Here is a 19990-nt window from a genome sequence, read left to right as displayed (position 1 = left end):
CGCGAAACTGCTAAGCTTCTGAAACTATAGGCCGATTGAATTCAGTCGTTGTCGGCTGGCGCGATCAGCTCCAATCGCCCAGCACGGACTGAACGATCGCCAGCGCGGCCACAGCGGCTGTGTCAGCTCGCAGGATTCGCGGACCCAACGATACGCAAACACATCTCTCGTGGGCGGCGACAAGCGCTCTCTCCTGATCGGTGAACCCCCCTTCGGGGCCCACGATAACGGCCAGACCAGCTTGTTTGTTCCCAAGCTTGGCCAGGGCCTCGACCGGGTTGGAAACAGGCGCGTTCTCGTCGCAGAAGACGACCAGCCGGTCCTTCTCCAAGCCCTTGAGAAAACGCTCCAAATCCTCTTCTTCCCGCACCCCGGGAATTGCCAGGATCCCGCATTGCTCGGCGGCCTCGATGGCGTTGCTGCGCATGCGGTCGAGGTTCACCCGGGTGGCCTGGGTCCGGCGCGTCAGGACGGGCTGGAGAACGCCTGCCCCCATCTCGACGGCTTTCTGGACCATATAGTCGAGGCGGGCATGCTTGAGCGGCGCGAAGGCATAAATGATATCGGGAGCGGCTTCCTGCTCCCGGGTCCGATCCACGCAGACGAGATCGGCGGCCTTGCGCCCCTCGACCGCGACCTCGGCCCGCCATTCCCCGTCCTGCCCGTTGAAGATCAGGACGGATTCCCCCGCCTTGAGGCGCAGGACGTTCAGGAGATAATTGGCCTGCCCCCGGTCGAGCGCGATCCTGGACGCGGCCGCGAGGGGCGCGTCGACGAAAAGGCGGGGGGCGTTGAAGTCGTATTCGGCCATGGGGGTCTCATCTTGGACGGCCTCCCCTGTATCAAGTTCCGCCGCCCCGAGGGAGGGGAGAGGGAGGAGGACGGCCGCTTTGGTCACTAAAAATTCAGGTGCGGGATGGCACAGGCTGTGATTTAGGCGACCAATCGCCTCTTGGCCTCAAGGCTCTGAACCTGTTAACAGAACACAGGCGCGCGAGACGTCGCGTGTCAAGTGAGGGAATTTTGGGCATGACGCACATCCGTTCGCATATCCTGGCTGCGTTGGCCGTCGCCGGCATTTTCGTGACCGCTCCTGCCTTCGCGCAGTCGAGCACCTGCCAGGAAGGACAGAAGATCCTGCAGGAACGCCAGAGCCTCATCCAGCAGGTCAACAAGCTCACCAACGGCGGCAAGAACAAGAAGCTCGACCCGCGGGAGGCCTGCACCATCTTCTCCAAGCTGGTGACGAACGGAACCGCCGGTGAGAAGTGGATGACCGCCAACAAAGATTGGTGTCAGGTTCCCGACCAGCTGGTCCAGAGCTTCTCCGAAGACCACAAGCGGTCCCAGCAGTTCAAGGGCCAGGCCTGCGGCGCCGCCGCGAAGATGGCCGAGATGGAGAAGCGCGCCAAGCAGCAGGCCCAGCAGGGCGGCGGCGCCGGCGGCAAGATGGGCGGGGGCCTGACCGGCACCCTGAGCATCCCGAAAGGCGCCCTCTAAGAGGGGTTCCCGAAAGCCATGGAGCGTCCCGGAGCGCCTTCCCTGCCCGATGCCGTGAAGGGCCACTGGGCCGACCGGTGGGCGCCCGCGGGCCTCAGGCCCTATCTGCGCCTTGCCCGCATCGAGCGGCCCATCGGCTGGTGGCTGCTTCTCCTGCCCTGCTGGTGGTCGGCGGCGCTCGCCGCCATCGCGGCGGGACAGCCCTGGCCGAACCCGGTCCATTGCCTCCTCTTCCTGATTGGCGCCGTGGCGATGCGCGGGGCCGGCTGCACCTATAACGACATCGTCGACCGGGACATCGACACCCGCGTCGAGCGCACCCGCCAGCGACCCCTGCCCTCGGGTCAGGTCAGCCTGAAAGGGGCCCTGGCCTTCCTCGCGCTCCAGGGCATCGTCGGTCTCGTGGTCCTGCTCCAGTTCAACGCCTTCGCCATCGCGACCGGCTTCGCCTCGCTGGGGATCGTGGCGCTCTATCCCTTCATGAAGCGCTTTTTCTGGATGCCGCAGATCGTCCTGGGCCTCGCCTTCGCCTGGGGAGCCCTGATGGGCTGGGCCGCCGCGTTCGGCTCCTTGGGCTGGGCCCCGATCCTTCTCTATCTCGGCAGCATCGCCTGGGTGGTGGGCTACGACACGATTTACGCCCTTCAGGACATCGAGGACGACGAGATCGCCGGGATCAAGTCCTCGGCCCGCTTCTTCGGCGAGAACGTGAAGCTCGGCGTCGGCATCTGCTATGCGCTGACCCTGATCTTCATCACCGCCTCCCTGACCCTGGCCCGGGCGGGCTGGCCGTCCTTCGCCGGCCTGAGCCTCTTTGCCCTCCACCTGGGCTGGCAGGTGGCGCGGATCGACCGGGCGGACGGCGCGGGGGCCTTGCGGCTCTTCCGCGCGAACCGGGATGCGGGCCTGATCCTGTTCGCGGCCATGATTCTCGACTGCTTCATCTGAAGACAGCAGATCCTTCTAAATGGAAGGTTCAGATAGCCGGCCTATGGTATCTCCTGCCAATAGCTACCATCTCAGGTTCGATGCTGTCTTCCTCACCCCAATCGATCGCCGCTCTCGCTCCCGCCGTCCGTGACGCCGCCCGCCGGGCGGGCGAGCTGGCCCTGCCCTATTACCGCGCCGGCGCGCAGACGGCCGCCAGGCTCTGGTACAAGGGTCAGAGCTCCCCGGTGACGGAAGCGGACATCGCCCTGGACGTCTTCCTGAAAGAGCATCTGTCCGGGCTGTTCCCCCAGGCCGGCTGGCTGTCCGAGGAAACCGCCGACGATCCGTCGCGCCTCGACCAGAGCTATGTGTGGATCGTCGATCCCATCGACGGAACGCGGGCCTTCGCCTCGGGGCTATCCGACTGGGCCGTCTCCATCGCCCTGGTCAAGGACGGCAGGCCCGTCCTCGGCATTCTCCACGCGCCCGTCCATGAGCGTCTTTATGAAGCACGGATCGGCGAGGGAGCCTGGTGCAACGGCGAACGGCTGGCGCTGGCTCAGGTCGACGATTTCTCCCGTGCCAGAGTGGCAGGCCCCAAGCCCCTCGTGGACAGGTTCGAGCGCCGCATGGGCCCGGTCGAGCGCCTGCCCAAGGTGCCGTCACTGGCGCTCCGGCTCGCCCGGGTGGCGGACGGTGCCATCGACGTCGGGCTCGTTTCCGCCAATGCCCAGGACTGGGACATCGCCGCGGCCGACCTCATCCTGCAGGAGGCGGGCGGCCGCCTGACCGGATTCGATGGTTCGACCCCGATCTACAACAGGCCTCAGCCCTCTCACGATGAGATGATTGCCGTTGCGTCACGGTTGCATCCTCGTGCTATTGGAGCCATGAGAGCCTGACATCGTCGGCTTGCATCGACACCAAACCCTACCAACACTCTTCAGAAGAGCCCTATCACCATGACCGACACGCCTGGCAAGCAGCTCCTGCATCTGGTTTTCGGCGGCGAGCTCAGCAGCCTCGAATCCGTCGATTTCAAGGATCTTTCCAAGCTCGACATCGTCGGAGTCTACCCGAACTATGCCAGCGCCCATGCAGCCTGGAAGGCCAAGGCGCAGGCTACCGTGGACAACGCGCAGATGCGCTACTTCATCGTCCACCTCCACCGCCTTCTGGATCCGCAGAACGGCTGACCCTTCAAGTCGCCATGGGGCTCATGAAGCGCATCATCCGGTCGCGGGCCGTTCAGGAAACCCTGGGCTTCGTCGTCGCGGGCTATCTCAAGTTCGTCCAGCGCACGAACCGGTTCGTCATGGAACCGGCCGATGCCTATGGCCGGATCGAGATGCCGGTGATCGCCGCCATGTGGCACGGCCAGCACTTCATGATCCATTTCGCCAAAAGGCCGCAGGACCGCGCCGCGAGCCTCGTGTCGCGCTCCGGCGACGGCGAGTTCAACGCCGTCGCCCTGCGTCATCTGGGCGTGCGGGCGATCCGCGGCTCCGGAGCCCGCGGCCGCGACATCCGCAAGAAGGGCGGCGCCCAGGCGATGCGGTCCATGCTGCGGGCCTTGAGCGATGGCGAAATGGTCGTGATGACCGCCGACATCCCGAAGATCTCGCGGATCTGCGGCCAGGGCATCGTCACGCTCGCGCAATTGTCCGGCCGCCCCATCGTACCGGTGGCCGTGGTCACGAGCCGCCGCATCGATTTCGACAGCTGGGACAAGGCCAGCATCGGCCTGCCCTTCGGGCGCGGAGCGATGGTGCTCGGCGAGCCGGTGCATGTGCCGCGCGACGCGGACGAGCCGACGCTGGAAGCCTTGAGGAAGACAGTCGAGCGGGAACTCGACCGGGTCCATGAGCGGGCCTATGCTCTTGTCGGATCGAGGGATCCGGGTGCCAAGCCCGATCCCGTGCTCATGGAAGGCTCCCGGGCATGAGCTTCCCGATCGTCTTCAAGGCTTATCGCGCGGCCGTATCCGCGCTGGAACCGGCCGTTCTGGGCCTCCTGTACTGGCGTCGGCACAAGGGACGCGAGGACCGTACTCGGCTCGGGGAGCGGCAAGGCTATCCCAGCCGGCAGCGACCCAAGGGCCACCTGATCTGGGTCCACGGCGCCAGCATCGGCGAGACCCTCTCCCTCCTGCCGATCGTGGAGCGGATGACCCAGCGGGGCCTTGCGGTTCTGGTCACGTCGGGCACGAAGACCTCCGCGTCTCTCATCGCCCGCCGGCTTCCACCAGGTGCCATCCATCAGTTCGTCCCCCTGGACGTGCCGCGTTATGTTAGGCGGTTTCTGGAGCACTGGCAGCCCGACCTCGCCCTCATCGCGGAATCCGAGATCTGGCCGAACACGATCATGGCGCTCGCCGAGCGCGACATCCCGCTCGTTATGGTGAACGGGCGCATGTCGGACAGGTCCTACCGGCGCTGGCAGAAGATGCCGCGCATCATCAAGGGCCTTCTGGACCAGTTCGCCCTGTGCCTTGCCCAGACGGCCGAGGACGCCGAGCGGCTGGCGCGGCTCGGTGCCCCCCGGGTGATCGTGACGGGCAACATCAAGTTCGACGCGGCCCCGCCCCCGGCCGACCCGCGGGTGGTGGCGCATCTTTCGGGCATGATCGCGGGTCGCCCCGTCTGGCTTGCCGCCAGCACGCATCCCGGTGAGGAAAGTGCGATCATCGCCGTGCACCGGGCCCTGGCCAAGCGTTATCCTCAGCTGCTCACCATCATTGCCCCACGCCATCCCCATCGCGGGCCGGAGGTCGCGGCGATCGCGGGACAGGCCGGCCTGAGGGCGGGCCGGCGTTCCGAGGGCATTCACCCGGACCGGGCGACGGACGTCTACGTGGTCGATACGGTGGGCGAGATGGGCCTGTTCTACCGGCTCTCCCCGGTCGTCCTCATGGGAGGCACCCTGGTGCCCGTCGGTGGGCACAACCCGATCGAGCCGGCCAAGCTGGGCGCAGCCATCCTGCATGGCCCGCATGTTCATACCGCCACCGAGATCTATGAGGCTCTCGATCAGTCGCGAGGCGCCGTGATGGTGAAGGACAGCGCGACCCTGGCCCGCGCCGTCAACGAATTGCTGAGCAACGCGGCGCTGACGCGCGACATGGCCCGCAAGGCCGGAGAGGCCGTTCAGGCACTCGGCGGCGCCGTGGATCGCACCATGCAATCGGTCGAACCCTTCATCGTCCAGGCAAAACTGGGGGCGCGCCGCTGATGCGCGCGCCGCGCTTCTGGTGGCACCCTTCCCCTACGTTGCCGGCCAACCTGCTGCGCCCGGCCAGCCTCATCTACACCTCCATCGCGGCGCGCCGGATGCGCCGCCCGGGCGAAAAAGCGGACCTTCCCGTCATCTGCATCGGGAATTTCACCGCAGGCGGCGCCGGAAAGACGCCGACGGCCCTGGCGGTCGCAAGAATTCTCGAGGCGGCGGGAGAGAGCCCGGCCTTCCTGTCGCGAGGATATGGCGGGCGCCTTCCGGGTCCCCTGCAGGTCCGCACGCCAGAACATACGGCCTCGGATGTGGGCGACGAACCCATCCTGCTCTCAAGGATGGCCAGCACCTTCGTGTCACGCACCCGGCCGGCCGGGGCGCGGCTGGCCTACGAGTCCGGCGCGACCGTCGTGGTCATGGATGACGGACTTCAGAATCCGTCTCTGATCAAGGATTGCGCCATCGCGGTCGTGGATGGAGCAACCGGGATCGGCAACGGGCTGTCTTTGCCGGCGGGGCCGCTTCGCGCTCCGATGGACGTTCAATGGCCCGCGGTCGATGCGGTCCTGATCATCGGCGATGGCGCGCCAGGAAGACAGGTGGCCGAGGAGGCCGGACAGCGCGGCAAACGCGTGTTCGAGGCAAGGCTTGCACCGCCCCTGGACGCCGCCCAGTCCCTTGATGGCAGGAAGGTTCTGGCCTTCGCCGGAATCGGACGACCCGACAAGTTCTTCAAGACTTTAAGCGCCTGCGGGGCCATCGTCGAAGTCGCCCGTTCGTTTCCCGATCACCATCGCTACACGGCGGCAGAACTCGCGGCTCTGCAACGGGAGGCTGAGTCACGAGGGCTTCTCGCCGTAACGACGGAAAAGGACTTCGCCCGGATCTGGGCGGTAGGGAATGCCAATCCTTGGCCGGACCTGATGGTACTGCCAGTGCGGCTCCGGATCGAGAACGAGGCCGGCCTGCGTAACCTGCTCCTTCGCCACATCAACGAGAGGCGGTTGCGCGTTGCCTGAAGGTTAGCTCATTTTCCGGCGAAGTGGATCCGGTTCGCCGAAAAGGGCTCCAGCGCTACTGTCGAGGCACGGGCTGGCCTGTGATGCGCATCATGACCGCCTCGGGAGAGGCATAGGCCTCCTGCCTCTCGACACTCCAATATTTCAGCTCGTCGAGGGGAATCTGGACGCCCGTCACCGCGCAGCGCACATAGGCCCCGGGCTTCACGACCCGAAGGTTACTGTCGAGATATTGCACGACGGCTTCGCCGCCGCTGCGTTCGATCTTGTTCAACATCGATGACATCGAGAAATGCGTTGCGCCTTTCCTCACATAAGCAGGTGAGCCGAGGATTTCCAATCCTCAATCAGAACAAGGCACCCTGCTCTTCCGCCACCACGAGCTTCGGCTTGGCCACCCTCGGTCGCGATCCGATCCGCCCGCCAGTCGCATCCGCCCTGCCGTCGGCGAATTCGAGCACCAGGGCCTGGCCGTCCAGCACCGCATCGGCCGAATTGAGCGGCTGCCCGTCCGCATCCCGGACCAGGGCAAAACCGCGCCTGAGCACGGACTTATAGTTGAGGCTGTCGAAGAGCTTCGACACCGCTTCGAGCCTGTCGGCCTTGCGGGCGATCTGCCCCTGCAGGGCCGGCACGAGGCGCTCGGCCACCCTCTGGGTGAGTTCACGTCCCTGCGCCACGCGCGTCCGCTCGGCGCGCAGCAGCGCCTCGCGCGAGACCACCAGGCGGCGGCCGATCTGCTTCAGGCTCTCCTCGCGCAGCAGGACGGAGCGGCAGACCGCATTGTAGGGACGCGGGCCGACCGCATCGAGCCGGGCGCGCATGCGTGCGACATTGGCCACCGGAGAAACATGGGTCAGCTGGCGCGCGACCTTGAGCAGCCGCTCCTCATGGCCGCGCGCATTGCGGGCGAGCGCCGGGTAGAGCTTGGCGGCCGCAAGGTCGAGCCGCTGACGCTTGGGCGAGAACAGGGCTTCCGGCGTCGGCAGGGCACGGGCCGTGGCGCGCAGGTCCGACCGCCGGCGTTCCACGAGGCGCAGCGTCGCTTCCATATGGCGCCGGGAGAGATCGTTGACGGCCGCCATCAGCTCGACCCGCACCGGCACCACCATCTCGGCGGCACCCGTAGGTGTGGGAGCCCTTCGGTCGGACGCATAGTCGATCAGCGTCGTGTCGGTCTCGTGGCCAACGGCCGAGACGAGCGGGATGGCGCTCTCGGCGGCAGCGCGCACCACGATTTCCTCGTTGAAGCCCCACAGGTCCTCAATGGAACCACCGCCGCGGGCGACGATCAGCACGTCGGGGCGTGGAATCGGCCCGCCGGGCGCCAGGGCGTTGAAGCCGCGAATGGCGGCGGCCACCTCCGCCGCGCAGGTCTCGCCCTGCACGCGCACGGGCCATACCAGAACCCGGCGCGGGAAACGGTCCTCGAGCCGGTGCAGAATATCCCGGATCACCGCCCCGGTCGGCGAGGTGACGACGCCGATCACCCGCGGCAGGAACGGCAGGGGCCGCTTGCGCTCCTGAGCGAACAGCCCCTCGGCGTTGAGCTTGCGGCGGCGCTCCTCGAGCAGCGCCATGAGCGCGCCGATGCCGGCGGGCTCGAGCGTCTCGATGACGATCTGGTACTTGGACGAGCCCGGAAAGGTGGTGATGCGCCCGGTGGCGATGACCTCCATCCCCTCCTCGGGGCGGAACTTGAGCCGCGCGAAGGATCCCTTCCAGATCACCGCGTCGATGCGGGCATTCTGATCCTTCAAGCAGAAATAGGCATGGCCCGACGAATGGGGACCGCGATAGCCCGACACCTCGCCCCGCAGGCGTACATGACCGAACGCATCCTCGAGGGTGCGCTTGAGGGCCCCCGCCAGGTCGGACACCGACCATTCGGGAGCATTCGAGGGAGCTTTTTCTGCGAACATGCCGTGAACCTAATCCGCCCGGCGGCACCCTGCCAAGGGCGCGGACGCAACAGCCGTTCACAATGCCAAACTATCCCCTGTGCATTTCGCCGCGCCCGCGAAACCCTGGCGCTTCACGCTTTCCAGACTAGGCGCAAAAGCCCATAGCCTTTAAGAGCGCAGGCAGCACAGGGAGGCGAAGATCATGAACATTCTTCTCATCGGATCCGGCGGGCGGGAGCATGCTCTGGCCAGAAGCCTCTCGGCGAGCGCCCTGTGCGACAATCTCCTCATTGCCCCCGGCAATCCCGGCACGGCGCAGCACGGCACCAATGTGGCGCTCGACGTCGCGGACCATCGGGCGGTGATCGATTTCTGCCGGGTGATGAAGGTCGATTTCGTCGTGGTTGGGCCGGAGGCACCCCTGGTGGCAGGCCTCGTAGACGATCTCCAGGCCGAGGGGATCAAGGCCTTCGGGCCGAGCAGGGCAGCCGCCCAGCTCGAAGGTTCGAAGGCCTTCACCAAGGATCTGTGCGCGGAGTTCAACATCCCCACCGCCGCCTACCGGCGCTTCACCGATGCGGAAGCGGCCAAAACCTATATCCGCAGTTACGGCGTGCCGATCGTGGTGAAGGCGGACGGCCTCGCCGCCGGCAAGGGCGTGGTGGTCGCCACCTCGTTCGAGGAGGCCGAGGAGGCCATCGACATGATGATCGGCGGCGGCCTCGGGGCCGCCGGGGCCGAGGTAGTGATCGAGGCCTTTCTCGAAGGCGAAGAGGCGAGCTTCTTCGCGCTCTGCGACGGCACGCACGCCGTGCCGTTCGGCACGGCGCAGGATCACAAGCGCGTCTTCGACGGCGACCAGGGCCCCAATACCGGCGGCATGGGGGCCTATTCGCCCGCCGCCGTGATGACGCCGGAGCTGCAAGCCCAAGCCATGCGCGAGATCATCGAGCCGACGCTCGCCGGCATGAAGGCGCGTGGCACTCCCTATAAGGGCATCCTCTATGCGGGACTGATGCTCACCAAGGACGGGCCGCAGCTCATCGAATACAACGCCCGGCTCGGAGATCCCGAAACCCAGGTGCTGCTGCCGCGCCTGAAATCCGATCTCGTGACGGCGCTCCTGGCCGCCTGCGACGGCGTTCTGAACAGCATCTCGCTGCAATGGTCGGATCAGGCCGCACTCACCGTCGTCATGGCGGCCAAGGGCTATCCTGGAGCCATCGAGAAAGGATCGGAGATCCGCGGCATCGACAAGGCCGAGGCCTTGAACGACGTCATCGTCTTCCATGCCGGCACGAAACAAGACAGCGACAGGATCGTTGCCAATGGCGGACGCGTGCTCAACGTCACGGCGTTGGGACGCACCATCTCCGAGGCCCAGGCCAAGGCCTATGAGGCGGTGTCGCAGATCGACTGGCCTGAGGGCTTCTGCCGAAAGGACATCGGCTGGCGCGCCGTGGAGCGAGAGCGGAGCTGACCGTCGCATACTTCCATCGAGGGATGACGCAACGGCAGATGATTCTCGTTAGAGTTGCGCCACATTTTCCGTAAGGGCGCAATCCCTTTTGGGAACAAATGCCCTATCTTCTCGCGTCGTCCTTGTCCCAAATCAGCGAGTAGCCTTCCATGAGCGACGATCTCTTTCCTGATTTCGAAAGCCACTGGATCGACACGGAGGTAGGACGCATCTTCGTGCGCACGAAAGGCGATGGAAAGCCGCTGGTCCTGCTGCACGGTTTTCCTCAGACTCATGCCATGTGGCACCGCCTCGCGCCGACATTGGCCGAGACCTACAAGGTCGTCTGCATGGACATGCGCGGCTATGGCTGGTCCGCGGCCCCCAAGGGCGATCCGAAGCACGAGACTTATTCCAAGCGCGCCATGGGCCGGGACGTGATCCGGGTCATGGAAGCGCTGGGGCATGTGCATTTCGCCGTGGCCGGCCATGATCGCGGAGCCCGCGTGGCCTACCGGCTCGCCCTCGACCATCCGGGCCGGGTGGAGCGGCTCGCCCTTCTCGACATCCTCCCGACCTATCATGTGTGGGAGCAGATGCGGTCCGGGGAAATTCCGGAAACGCATTGGGGTTATCTCTCGCAAGCTCACCCGAAACCGGAAGAGGAGATCGGACGCGATCCGATCCCTTATTTCGAAGGTCTTATGCGGCAATGGTCGGCCACGGGCGATCTGAGCCCTTTCAATCCCAAGGCCCTGCACTCCTATTGGCAGAGCTGCAACGAGCCCAGCCGCATCCACGCCTTCTGCGAGGACTACCGGGCCGGTGCGACACAGGACATCGAAGCCGACGAAGCGGATCTGGCCGCGGGCAGGACGATCCAATGCCCGACCCACCTGATCTGGAGCGACTACTATCTCGTCAGCGGCCCCATCGGCGACCGGAAGCAGCCGCTGGAGATCTGGCACCGGAGTTTCGCCCCCAAAGCGACGGGCAACGGCATCACGTCGGGACATTTCGTGGCTGAAGAAAACCCGAGCGCGACGCTGGAGGCACTGCAGGCTTTTCTGGCTGCTTGATGCAGCCCATTTCAGGAAATTAGAAAGACGTGCGCTCGCGCACGTCTTTCCGCTATCAGGGATGGCCAAATGCGCCGGAGTTTATTAACGATATATCGTATATAAACATCAATCGGTACCACAATCATGGCCTCTCTTCCGCACAGCACGCCTCTGAGCATCCCCAATTCATTTGCGAGCACCGCAATTGCCCTGTCTGACGGCAATTACATGATTGCCTGGACAGAGACGGATGGGCCAACTCAAGTCGCAAGCGTCTTCACTCAGATCATGAGCCCGGCAGGACAAATTCTGCGTGGGAAGGAACTGGCATATCAGAAGGCGAGCACCGATTTCACACAACTCGAAGGCGTGACCCTGGCCGACGGAAGAACGGTACTGGTCTGGTACGATGGATCCGACGGCAAACTCGCGGCTAAATTCTTCGGCTCTCCCCAGCAGAACCATGCCTTGCTTGCGGGTGATCCTCTCGCGGTCAGCGACGCACGGGCATCCAGCCTGAACCTGCATAGCATCGGCGCCACGGCCGATGGCGGCTTCGCCGTCCTCTACGCTGGCACTTCGGATTCACAGAATGCTCTGTTCAAAAGCGTCCTGAGTCCAAGCAACGCGACATGGTCTTCGACATGGTCTCCTGTTCACGATGCCCCCCATTTGGAAGGAGACATTGCGGCAACGGGAGCCATGCCGAACGGGAGCACCATTACGCTGTATGCGGAATCGGGCATTGGATCGACGACGATCCATGCTTGGCCAACCAGTCTCACTACAGGCGAATTCGATGCCGACTGGATCCTTGGCACATCGAATGTGGAAAGCGCGGTTCACCCTGGCTTTTCCCCTCTTGCGAGTGGCAGCTTTGTTGTAGTCTGGGAAAACAAGACAGCGGCTGGCGCCAAGGTGATGCACCTGCAAGTGTTCAATGCCAGCGGACAGCCTGCGGGAGCGGCCGTTGATTTCCCCATTCCCGATCTGGTGATCGAGGGCAGTCCTCAGGTTATCGCGCTGGCCAATGGCGGGTTCGCGCTGAGCTTTGAGGTAAGGAAGGCCGCCAACGACACAGACGTCTACGTAGCGGCCTGTGCCGCCAACGGAACCATCACCCAGGACGCAGTTATTGTCGGCACCGTCACGGCAGGAAACCAATTCAATCCTGCCCTCATCCCGCTCGCCAACGGCACCTTCGTCGTCAGTTGGAGGGATGACAGTACATTCCACTTCGAAAGTGAGATTTTCGGCGCGTTCGGCACTCCCCCTGGTCCCACGACGCCGAATAACCCCACGGATCCCACGACGCCGACCTCCCCCGCGTGGACCGCGACACAGGGCGACGACCTTTATACCGGCACGACGGGCAAAGATTATGTGAACGGTCTCGGCGGCAACGACAAGCTCTCTGGCGGCGCTGGAGACGATCAGCTCTCGGGCGACGCCGGCAATGACTTCCTCGACGGAGGCGACGGCGCGGACATTCTGTATGGCGGGCTCGGCAAGGACACCCTGAGCGGAGGAGCCGGCGCGGACTCGTTTTATTTCGATGCCGCCGTGGCCAAGAAGAAGAACACGAACATCGACAAGATCATCGGCTTTAACGTCAAGGACGACACGATCTACCTGGCTAAATCGATCTTCACAAAGCTCAAGGCCGGAAAGCTCAAGAAGGATGCCTTCTTCGTCGGCAACAAGGCCCACGATGGCTCGGACCGGATTGTCTACGACAAGAAGTCCGGGAAGCTTTTCTATGATGCCGACGGCACGGGGAAGCAGCCGCAGATCCAGATCGGGACCCTCGATAAGAATTTGAAACTCACGGAAAAGGACTTCTTCGTCGTCTGACCGCGGATCTCTGATGAGCATCGCGGGCCCTGCAAGGTTCACTGCCTTTGCGGGAGCCTTGAAGCTCGTGTCAGCCGAAGACCCTTACCGCCGCCCTGCGAAAAACCCCCGCAGCAATTCACCCGCCTCGCTTTCCCGGATGCCGCCATAGACCTCCGGGGCGTGATGGCAGGTGGGCTGGTCGAAGAAGCGCACGCCGCTGTCGACCGCGCCGCCCTTCGGGTCGTGGGCCGCGTAATAGACCCGCCGGATCCGGGCGAAGGAGATCGCTCCCGCGCACATGGTGCAGGGCTCCAGGGTCACGTAGAGATCGCAGCCGGAGAGCCGCTCGTCGTCCAGAGCCTCGCAGGCCCGGCGGATGGCGAGCATTTCCGCGTGGGCCGAGGGGTCCCGCAGCTCGCGCGGGCGGTTGCCCGCCGAGGCGACGACCCGGCCGTCCTTGACGATGGCGGCCCCTACGGGCACCTCCCCGCGCGCGGCGGCGGCGCGGGCCTCGTCGAAGGCGACGCTCATGGGATCCGGCCGTCCCGGATCAAGCGGCTCGTGATGGGCGTTATCCGTCAACCGGTTCGCTCCTTAACCCTCGCTTCTGTGGAACTCCTCTGCTATCAGGCTCTCATGACCGACAGCAACGACGATAATCGCAGGGGCCGTTCCTCGGGACGCTCCGACCGCGGCCGCCCCTCGGGTGACAGGCCCTTCCGAAAGCCCCGCGAGGGTGGCGAGCGCCCCTTCCGCGCCCGGGGCGACGACGACCGCCCCCGCAAGCCCCGTGAGGATGGCGACCGGCCTTTCCGCAGCCGCGACGGCGACAAGCCGTTCCGCCCGCGCGGAGAAGGCGGTGAGCGCCCCCGCCGCTCCGAAGGCGGAGAAAAGAAATCCTTCCGGCCCCGTGGCGAAGGCGGCGATAAGCCGTTCCGTGCGCGCAGCGGCGGGGACAAGCCCTTCCGCAGCCGCGCCGGCGACGAGCGCCCGCGCCGCTTCGACCGCTCGGCCGAGGATCGTCCGCGCCGCGCCCGCGAGGAAAGCCCCGTCGCGCAGGCCGAGCCGCAGGAGCCCGTCGAGGACCGCATTGCCAAGGTCATTGCCCGGGCGGGCGTCGCGTCGCGCCGCGACGCGGAGGTGCTGATCGCGGAAGGCCGCGTGACCCTCAACGGCAAGGTGCTGGAATCCCCGGCCATCAATGTGACGGCGGCCGACAAGATCACCGTGGACGGCGAGCCCCTGCCCGCCAAGGAGCGGACGCGCCTGTGGCTCTTCCACAAGCCGCGCGGCCTCGTGACCACGGCCCGCGACCCGGAAGGCCGTCCGACCGTGTTCGACAACCTGCCCGAGGATCTGCCCCGCGTGGTGGCCGTGGGCCGGCTCGACATCAACACCGAAGGCCTGCTGCTCCTGACCAACGACGGCGGCCTTGCCCGCGTCATCGCCCACCCGGACACCGGCTGGCTGCGCCGCTACAAGGTGCGCGCCCATGGCGAGATCAATCAGGCGGATCTCGACAAGCTGCGCGACGGCATCAGCATCGACGGGATCGATTACGGTCCCATCGAAGCGCGCCTCGACCGGATGCAGGGCGACAATGTCTGGATCACGATGGGCCTGCGCGAGGGCAAGAACCGCGAGATCAAGCGCATCCTCGAACATCTCGGCATGCAGGTGAACCGCCTGATCCGCATGTCCTTCGGCCCGTTCCAGCTCGGCGACCTCGAGGTCGGCCTCGTGGAAGAGGTCCGCACCAAGGTGCTGCGGGATCAGCTCGGAGAGGCGTTGGCCGCCGAAGCGGGCGTCGATTTCGAAAGCCCGGTGCGCGAGCCCATCGCGCCCTTCGGCTCGTCCAAGAAGCAGGACCGCGAAGAGCGCGGCGAGCGTCCCTCGCGCTTTGCCCGCGACCGGGACGACGAACGTCCGCGCCGTCGCCGGGACGACGATGAGCGGCCGTCGCGCGGCCGTGGCGGAGACCGGTTCGAGCGCGACGAGGAGGAGCCGAAGAAGCGTCCCTCCCGTCTTGACGTAAAGACGAGCGTGTGGCGCGCCGGCGAGACGGACGAGGATGCCCCGCGCCGGAGATCCCCGCGCCGCGGCGCCGATCCCAAGGAAGCTCGAGCCGCGAGCGGGGAGCGCCAGCGCGAGCGCGTCGGCGCGATTGCGTCGAGCGAAGGCCGCAAGGTCGTCGTCGAGCGCCTCGTGCGCCAGCCGCAGGAAGAGGAAGCGCCTGCACCGCGCAGGGGCCGTACCGCTGCCGGCGGCGAGGACCGTCCGCGCCGCCGCGACGACCGCGACGCGGCTCCCGCCCGTCGGGGCCGGGAGACCGGCGAGCGCCCCTTCCGCGCCCACGGCGACGACGAGCGCCCGCGTAAGCCCCGTGAGGCCGGCGACCGGCCTTTCCGCAGCCGCGACGGCGACAAGCCGTTCCGCCCGCGCGGAGAAGGCGGTGAACGCCCATTCCGCTCCCGCGAGGGGGGCGAGGATCGTCCGCGCAAGCCGCAGGGTGACCGTCCGTTCCGCGCCCGCGGCGACGATGACCGTCCCCGTCGCGGCCCTCCGCGCGGGGATGCGCCCTCACGCGGTGGTCCGAGGGGTGGAGGCTTCAAGGGGGGCCCCGGAGGCGGGTCTAAGGGCGGTGCCTCGAAGGGGGGCTTCAAGGGCGGTTCCAAAGGCGGCCCGCGCGGCCGCCGCTGAACCAAGAGGAAACACCAACCTCGTCCTGAGAGACCAACACATTAGGGCTCCCTCGCTGTCATGGCCGGGCTTGTCCCGGCCAACCCGATCCTGTGAAGCGTGGCGCTTTTCGGATCGGGATCGTCAGTACAAGGCGGGCGATAACCCAAACTCCTAGGATGGACTTTCCGAGACTCTATCGATGAGGTTCAGACCATGAGAATCGTGGGCGGACGCTGGCGCGGCCGCTCGCTCAAGGGGCCGAGTTCGGACGCGATCCGCCCGACCTCGGACCGCCTGCGCGAGACGCTCTTCAACATCCTCCAGCACGGCTATGACGACCCCGTCGAGGGCGCGCGCGTGCTCGATCTCTTCGCCGGGACCGGCGCCCTGGGACTTGAAGCCCTCTCGCGCGGCGCCGCCTTCGCGCTCTTCGTCGATGATGGCGCGCAGTCCCGCGGCATCATCCGCGAAAACGTAGAGGCCCTTGGGGCCGGCGGCGCAACCCGCCTCTTCCGCCGCGACGCCACCCGCATGGGCGATGCCAGCCCCAACGCCCCCTTCTCCCTCGTCTTCTGCGACCCGCCCTATGGAAAGGATCTCGCCCCCAAAGCCCTGCGCTCCTGCGCCGAGGGCAGATGGCTCGTGCCCGACGCCCTCGTGATCGTGGAAGAGGCGGAAGGCGCCGAGGTCACGCTGCCGGAAGGGTTCGAGGAGCTCGAGCGGCGGGATTACGGGGAGACGAAGGGGGGGTTCGGGCGGGTCAGGGGGGAAAAAGGGCCCATTCTCCGGCGGCAAGACGGGTGTCCTATCTTCGATTCCGCATAACATTGCGTCACCGCGCCACGAGGCGCTCTTCTTCTCGACGCAATGGGTGATCGCCATGGCCGCGCCGTCTCTGGGGGGCTCCGTTCTCGCTTCCGTCAGGCATCCAGTTCCCGCATATGACGGCGCTGAGCAACGGCACGTTCCTGTTCGTCGGGCGAAGCGGGACGTTCCCGGACTACAAGCTTAAAGCCTGGATCTACAACGCGGATGGTTCCCTGAAAGCCGAGCAGATCCTGGACGTTCCCGATCACGGGCTTCCAGGAATTGTCGGGCATCTGGAGGTCCCCGCGATCGACCCCATGGCAGTGGAACTGCCCGACGGACGCATCTCGATCACGTGGACAGCGTATACACCTTCCTCCGGGAACACCTACGTCGCGCCCTGGGTCGGCATCTACGGCGCCGATCTGGCACCGATCGGAGCACCTAAACCTGTCTTCGATCCGGTCTCCGGCGCCAGGGATTATGCGGAATCGATCGCCGCACTCCGCGATGGAACTCTCGTCATCAGCGCCCGCGACGAAAACGACGGCCATGCATATGTGCGTCTTTTCAGCCCGGATGGCGCGCGGTCGGCCGCGCTGGATCTTGGCGTGGCTGGCGGCCCTCAGCCGGGAGCCGTTCTCACCGACGTGACCGCCCTGGACAATGGCAGTGCCGTCGTCGTGGTGCGCGAGAACACGTCGTCCCTCAAAGGCTATATGCTCACGCGGTCCGGTGCCGGCGGGGCAACCCTTTCGGCTCCGTTTTCCATCTCGACGAGCACTTCGCCGATCAAGGAAGGGGTCAAGGTCACCGGACTTGAAGGCGGCGGCTTTGTCGTGACGTGGATGGAGCAAGGCTTGCCCGGGGAGCCGGATTTCAACAGCTTCCTGCAGGTCTACGACTCCGAAGGCGCCGCCGTTTCCGCCGCAAAGCCCATTTCATCCCTCTCTTTTCCGGATCTTCTCTCGGCTGGGCATTCCGATGTGCTCGCACTGCCGGATGGCGGCTTCGCCGTCGCTTATGAAAAAGCGACGGATTCGATCGGAGGGGCGCCGGGACTGGAAGTTCATCTCGCCATTTTCGACAGGCATGGCACACGAACGGCCGACGATGTTCGTGTCAGCCAGGAAGCGATAACGGCGTCCATCTATCTGCATGAACTTCAGCTCATGGCAGACGGGCGCATTCTCGTTTGGCACTCGCAGGGGATCCAGATCGTCGACCCGCGCGACCACGCGATCTCTCTGACCGGTACGGCCGGCAGCGATCATTACATCGGCACTGTCTTCGATGACGCGTTCGATGGCGGCGCAGGTACGGACAGGCTCGAAGGCGGTCGCGGCAACGACACTTATGTGGTCGACCATCCTGACGACCAGGTGGTGGAAAGGGCCGATGAGGGCCTCGACACGGTTCTGACGAGCGTCAGCTATGCCCTTGCTGCCCATGTCGAGCATCTCACGGCCACCGGCTCAGCCTCAATCGGCCTGACGGGGAATGAACTGGACAACGCGATCGCCGGCAATGCAGGCGCGAACCGGCTCGATGGTGGCGCGGGCAACGACACTCTCTCCGGCGGCCTCGGCGACGATACGCTCGACGGCGGCGCAGGCACCGATGTTCTCGATGGTGGGGAAGGCTTCGACTTCGTCTCGTTTGCGTCGGCCTCATCGGGGGTAACCGCAAACCTCTCTGGCGGCGCGGGCGATACCTTCATCGGGATCGAGGGTCTCCTGGGATCGTCCTTCGACGATGTCTTCACCGGCAGCGGATCCGCGCTTCTCATGGGCGGTGGCGGCAACGACGCCTATTTCGTCGGTCCCGGGGATGTTGTCGGCGAGGCAGGCCACGAGGGCCGGGATAGCGTGATCGCGAGCGGCAGCTATGCGCTGAGAGCGGATGCCGAGATCGAGATCCTCAGGCTCCAAGGGGTTTCGTCGAAAGTGGGCGCCAGTCTCATCGGCTCAGATACGGACAATGCCTTCATCGGCCATGGCGGCACGAACACCCTCAGGGGTCTGAGCGGCAATGACACGCTCTCCGGCGGGTCCGGGAACGACAGGCTCTATGGCGGAACGGGCAAAGATGTCTTCGTGTTCGACACCGCTCTCAGCCGGACCAAGAACGTCGACCGGATCTACGACTTCGATCCGAGATACGACTCGATCCGTCTAGAGAACAAGATCTTCATCAAGCTCGGAAAAGGTTCGGCCACAGGCATCAAGTTCAAACCGGACATGTTCGTGAAGGGCAAAGCCGCCAAGGACAGGGAAGACCGGATCATCTACGACAAGGGGACCGGCGCGCTCTATTACGACCCGGACGGCACCGGTTCCAAACCGCAGGTCAAATTCGCCACGCTGAACAAGAACCTCAAGCTCAGCTCCAGCGACTTCTTCGTGATCTGAGCGGCGAGTGTCGGCCCTGGCCGAATTTGCCCAGCCTTGATCCAGCCGTTATACCCCGTCTTTCCCAATCGTCGCGAAGGAAAGGCCACCATGAAAGCGGTTCTCTTCGAGCAGTTCGGCCAGCCTCCGCGCGTGCAGAACGTGCCGGACCCGACCCCTTCGGCGGAGGGAGTCGTGATCAAGGTGGAGGCGACGGGCCTATGCCGGAGCGACTGGCACGGCTGGATGGGGCACGATCCCGATGTGGTGCTGCCGCATGTGCCGGGGCATGAGCTCGCCGGCACGGTTCTGGCAACCGGCAGGCAGGTGACGCGCTGGAAGAAGGGCGACCGGGTGACTGTGCCGTTCGTGGGCGGGTGCGGGCACTGCCATGAGTGCCATTCGGGCAACCACCAGGTCTGCGAGCAGCAGTTCCAGCCGGGCTTCACGGCCTGGGGATCCTTCGCGGAATACGTGGCGGTCGATTACGCCGACACCAACCTCGTGGCCCTGCCCGACGAACTCGACTTCGCCACCGCCGCGAGCCTCGGCTGCCGCTTCGTCACGTCGTTCCGCGCCATCGTCGACCAGGGCCGCGTGAAGCCCGGGGAATGGGTGGCGGTGCACGGATGCGGCGGCGTGGGCTTGTCTGCCATCATGATCGCCAGCGCCATGGGGGCGAACGTGATCGCCATCGATCTCACCGACGAGAAGCTCGCCTTCGCCCGGACGATGGGCGCGGTGGCGACCGTCAATGCGCGCGAATCCGCCGATGTGGTCGGCGCCGTCAAGGAGATCACGAAGGGCGGCGCGCATGTGTCCATCGACGCCCTGGGCCATCCCGCGACCTGCTTCAATTCCATTGCGAACCTGCGCCGCCGCGGGCGTCACGTTCAGGTCGGCCTGATGGTGGGAGAGCATGCCCGCGCCCAGGTGCCGATGGCGCAGATCATCGCCCACGAGCTGGAGGTCTACGGCAGCCACGGCATGCAGGCCTTCCGCTACCAGGACATGATGGCCATGATCCGCACGGGCAAGCTTGCACCGCAAAAGCTCGTCGGCCAGCATATCGGCCTCGACGACGCCCCGGCCGCACTCATGGCCATGGACCGGTTCGAAGGCCTGGGGATCAGCGTCATCACGCGCTTCTGAGAGCGGTGCGCGGTGGCCCTGT

General features: G+C 65.6%; 18 protein-coding genes. 14 read left to right on the top strand and 4 right to left on the bottom strand.

The window, feature by feature from the left end; translation table 11 throughout:
* Positions 1 to 64 precede the first annotated feature (64 nt).
* Complete coding sequence (locus H0S73_RS08700; protein WP_181051779.1) at positions 65 to 811, bottom strand: 16S rRNA (uracil(1498)-N(3))-methyltransferase; 747 nt, start codon at positions 809 to 811, stop codon at positions 65 to 67.
* Positions 812 to 1029: 218 nt separating this feature from the next.
* On the opposite strand from H0S73_RS08700, the gene H0S73_RS08695 reads away from it, so the two are divergent.
* The 7 genes from H0S73_RS08695 (at position 1030) to lpxK (ending at position 6677) form a co-directional block, all read left to right on the top strand.
* Complete coding sequence (locus H0S73_RS08695) at positions 1030 to 1500, top strand: hypothetical protein (RefSeq protein WP_181051778.1); 471 nt, start codon at positions 1030 to 1032, stop codon at positions 1498 to 1500.
* 18 nt (positions 1501 to 1518) lie between these two features.
* Positions 1519 to 2448 (top strand): 4-hydroxybenzoate octaprenyltransferase, encoded by a 930-nt coding sequence (gene ubiA, locus H0S73_RS08690; RefSeq protein WP_181051777.1) that lies wholly within the window; start codon positions 1519 to 1521, stop codon positions 2446 to 2448.
* 80 nt (positions 2449 to 2528) lie between these two features.
* Positions 2529 to 3332 carry an inositol monophosphatase family protein gene (locus H0S73_RS08685; RefSeq protein ID WP_181051776.1) on the top strand — a complete coding sequence of 268 codons (804 nt, stop codon included), beginning with the start codon at positions 2529 to 2531 and terminating at the stop codon, positions 3330 to 3332.
* 60 nt (positions 3333 to 3392) lie between these two features.
* Entirely contained in the window at positions 3393 to 3626 is a 234-nt protein-coding gene (locus H0S73_RS08680) for a DUF4170 domain-containing protein (RefSeq protein WP_181051775.1), read from the top strand.
* Positions 3627 to 3640: 14 nt separating this feature from the next.
* The gene (locus H0S73_RS08675) at positions 3641 to 4375 is read left to right on the top strand and encodes a lysophospholipid acyltransferase family protein (RefSeq protein WP_181051774.1); all 735 of its coding nucleotides are present in this window, start codon (positions 3641 to 3643) and stop codon (positions 4373 to 4375) included.
* Complete coding sequence (locus H0S73_RS08670; protein WP_181051773.1) at positions 4372 to 5661, top strand: 3-deoxy-D-manno-octulosonic acid transferase; 1290 nt, start codon at positions 4372 to 4374, stop codon at positions 5659 to 5661. The genes H0S73_RS08675 and H0S73_RS08670 overlap by 4 nt, the downstream gene beginning before the upstream one ends.
* Positions 5661 to 6677 carry a tetraacyldisaccharide 4'-kinase gene (gene lpxK, locus H0S73_RS08665; RefSeq protein ID WP_181051772.1) on the top strand — a complete coding sequence of 339 codons (1017 nt, stop codon included), beginning with the start codon at positions 5661 to 5663 and terminating at the stop codon, positions 6675 to 6677. Before H0S73_RS08670 ends, lpxK begins: the two co-directional genes overlap by 1 nt.
* Before the next feature lie 55 nt (positions 6678 to 6732).
* Here lpxK and H0S73_RS08660 read toward each other — a convergent pair whose 3' ends face one another.
* On the bottom strand, positions 6733 to 6954 hold the full coding sequence (locus H0S73_RS08660) for a DUF2093 domain-containing protein (protein WP_181051771.1): 222 nt from the start codon (positions 6952 to 6954) through the stop codon (positions 6733 to 6735).
* Between the two features lie 70 nt (positions 6955 to 7024).
* Complete coding sequence (xseA, locus tag H0S73_RS08655; RefSeq protein WP_181051770.1) at positions 7025 to 8599, bottom strand: exodeoxyribonuclease VII large subunit; 1575 nt, start codon at positions 8597 to 8599, stop codon at positions 7025 to 7027.
* A 184-nt stretch (positions 8600 to 8783) separates the two neighbouring features.
* Between xseA and purD the strand changes: the two genes are divergently transcribed.
* The 3 genes from purD (at position 8784) to H0S73_RS08640 (ending at position 12955) form a co-directional block, all read left to right on the top strand.
* Positions 8784 to 10061 carry a phosphoribosylamine--glycine ligase gene (gene purD, locus H0S73_RS08650; protein ID WP_181051769.1) on the top strand — a complete coding sequence of 426 codons (1278 nt, stop codon included), beginning with the start codon at positions 8784 to 8786 and terminating at the stop codon, positions 10059 to 10061.
* Between the two features lie 149 nt (positions 10062 to 10210).
* Entirely contained in the window at positions 10211 to 11119 is a 909-nt protein-coding gene (locus H0S73_RS08645) for an alpha/beta fold hydrolase (protein WP_181051768.1), read from the top strand.
* Positions 11120 to 11245: 126 nt separating this feature from the next.
* The gene (locus H0S73_RS08640; RefSeq protein WP_181051767.1) at positions 11246 to 12955 is read left to right on the top strand and encodes a calcium-binding protein; all 1710 of its coding nucleotides are present in this window, start codon (positions 11246 to 11248) and stop codon (positions 12953 to 12955) included.
* Positions 12956 to 13039: 84 nt separating this feature from the next.
* On the opposite strand, the gene H0S73_RS08635 is transcribed toward H0S73_RS08640, so the two are convergent.
* The gene (locus tag H0S73_RS08635; protein ID WP_181054285.1) at positions 13040 to 13468 is read right to left on the bottom strand and encodes a nucleoside deaminase; all 429 of its coding nucleotides are present in this window, start codon (positions 13466 to 13468) and stop codon (positions 13040 to 13042) included.
* Between the two features lie 105 nt (positions 13469 to 13573).
* On the opposite strand from H0S73_RS08635, the gene H0S73_RS08630 reads away from it, so the two are divergent.
* The 4 genes from H0S73_RS08630 to H0S73_RS08615 all read left to right on the top strand — a co-directional run bounded on the left by H0S73_RS08630 (position 13574) and on the right by H0S73_RS08615 (position 19968).
* A complete protein-coding gene (locus H0S73_RS08630; protein WP_246388781.1) occupies positions 13574 to 15637 on the top strand; it encodes a pseudouridine synthase in 2064 nt (687 codons plus the stop codon).
* Positions 15638 to 15814: 177 nt separating this feature from the next.
* On the top strand, positions 15815 to 16444 hold the full coding sequence (rsmD, locus tag H0S73_RS08625) for a 16S rRNA (guanine(966)-N(2))-methyltransferase RsmD (RefSeq protein WP_343058449.1): 630 nt from the start codon (positions 15815 to 15817) through the stop codon (positions 16442 to 16444).
* A 116-nt stretch (positions 16445 to 16560) separates the two neighbouring features.
* The gene (locus H0S73_RS26075) at positions 16561 to 18837 is read left to right on the top strand and encodes a calcium-binding protein (RefSeq protein WP_181051765.1); all 2277 of its coding nucleotides are present in this window, start codon (positions 16561 to 16563) and stop codon (positions 18835 to 18837) included.
* 90 nt (positions 18838 to 18927) lie between these two features.
* The gene (locus tag H0S73_RS08615; RefSeq protein WP_181051764.1) at positions 18928 to 19968 is read left to right on the top strand and encodes a zinc-dependent alcohol dehydrogenase family protein; all 1041 of its coding nucleotides are present in this window, start codon (positions 18928 to 18930) and stop codon (positions 19966 to 19968) included.
* Positions 19969 to 19990 lie beyond the last annotated feature (22 nt).

The sequence above is a fragment of the Microvirga mediterraneensis genome, assembly GCF_013520865.1.
GTDB classification, from domain to species: domain Bacteria; phylum Pseudomonadota; class Alphaproteobacteria; order Rhizobiales; family Beijerinckiaceae; genus Microvirga; species Microvirga mediterraneensis.
The sequence above is the reverse complement of the archived record's forward strand: the minus strand, read 5'-3'. Positions and strand labels throughout refer to the sequence as shown.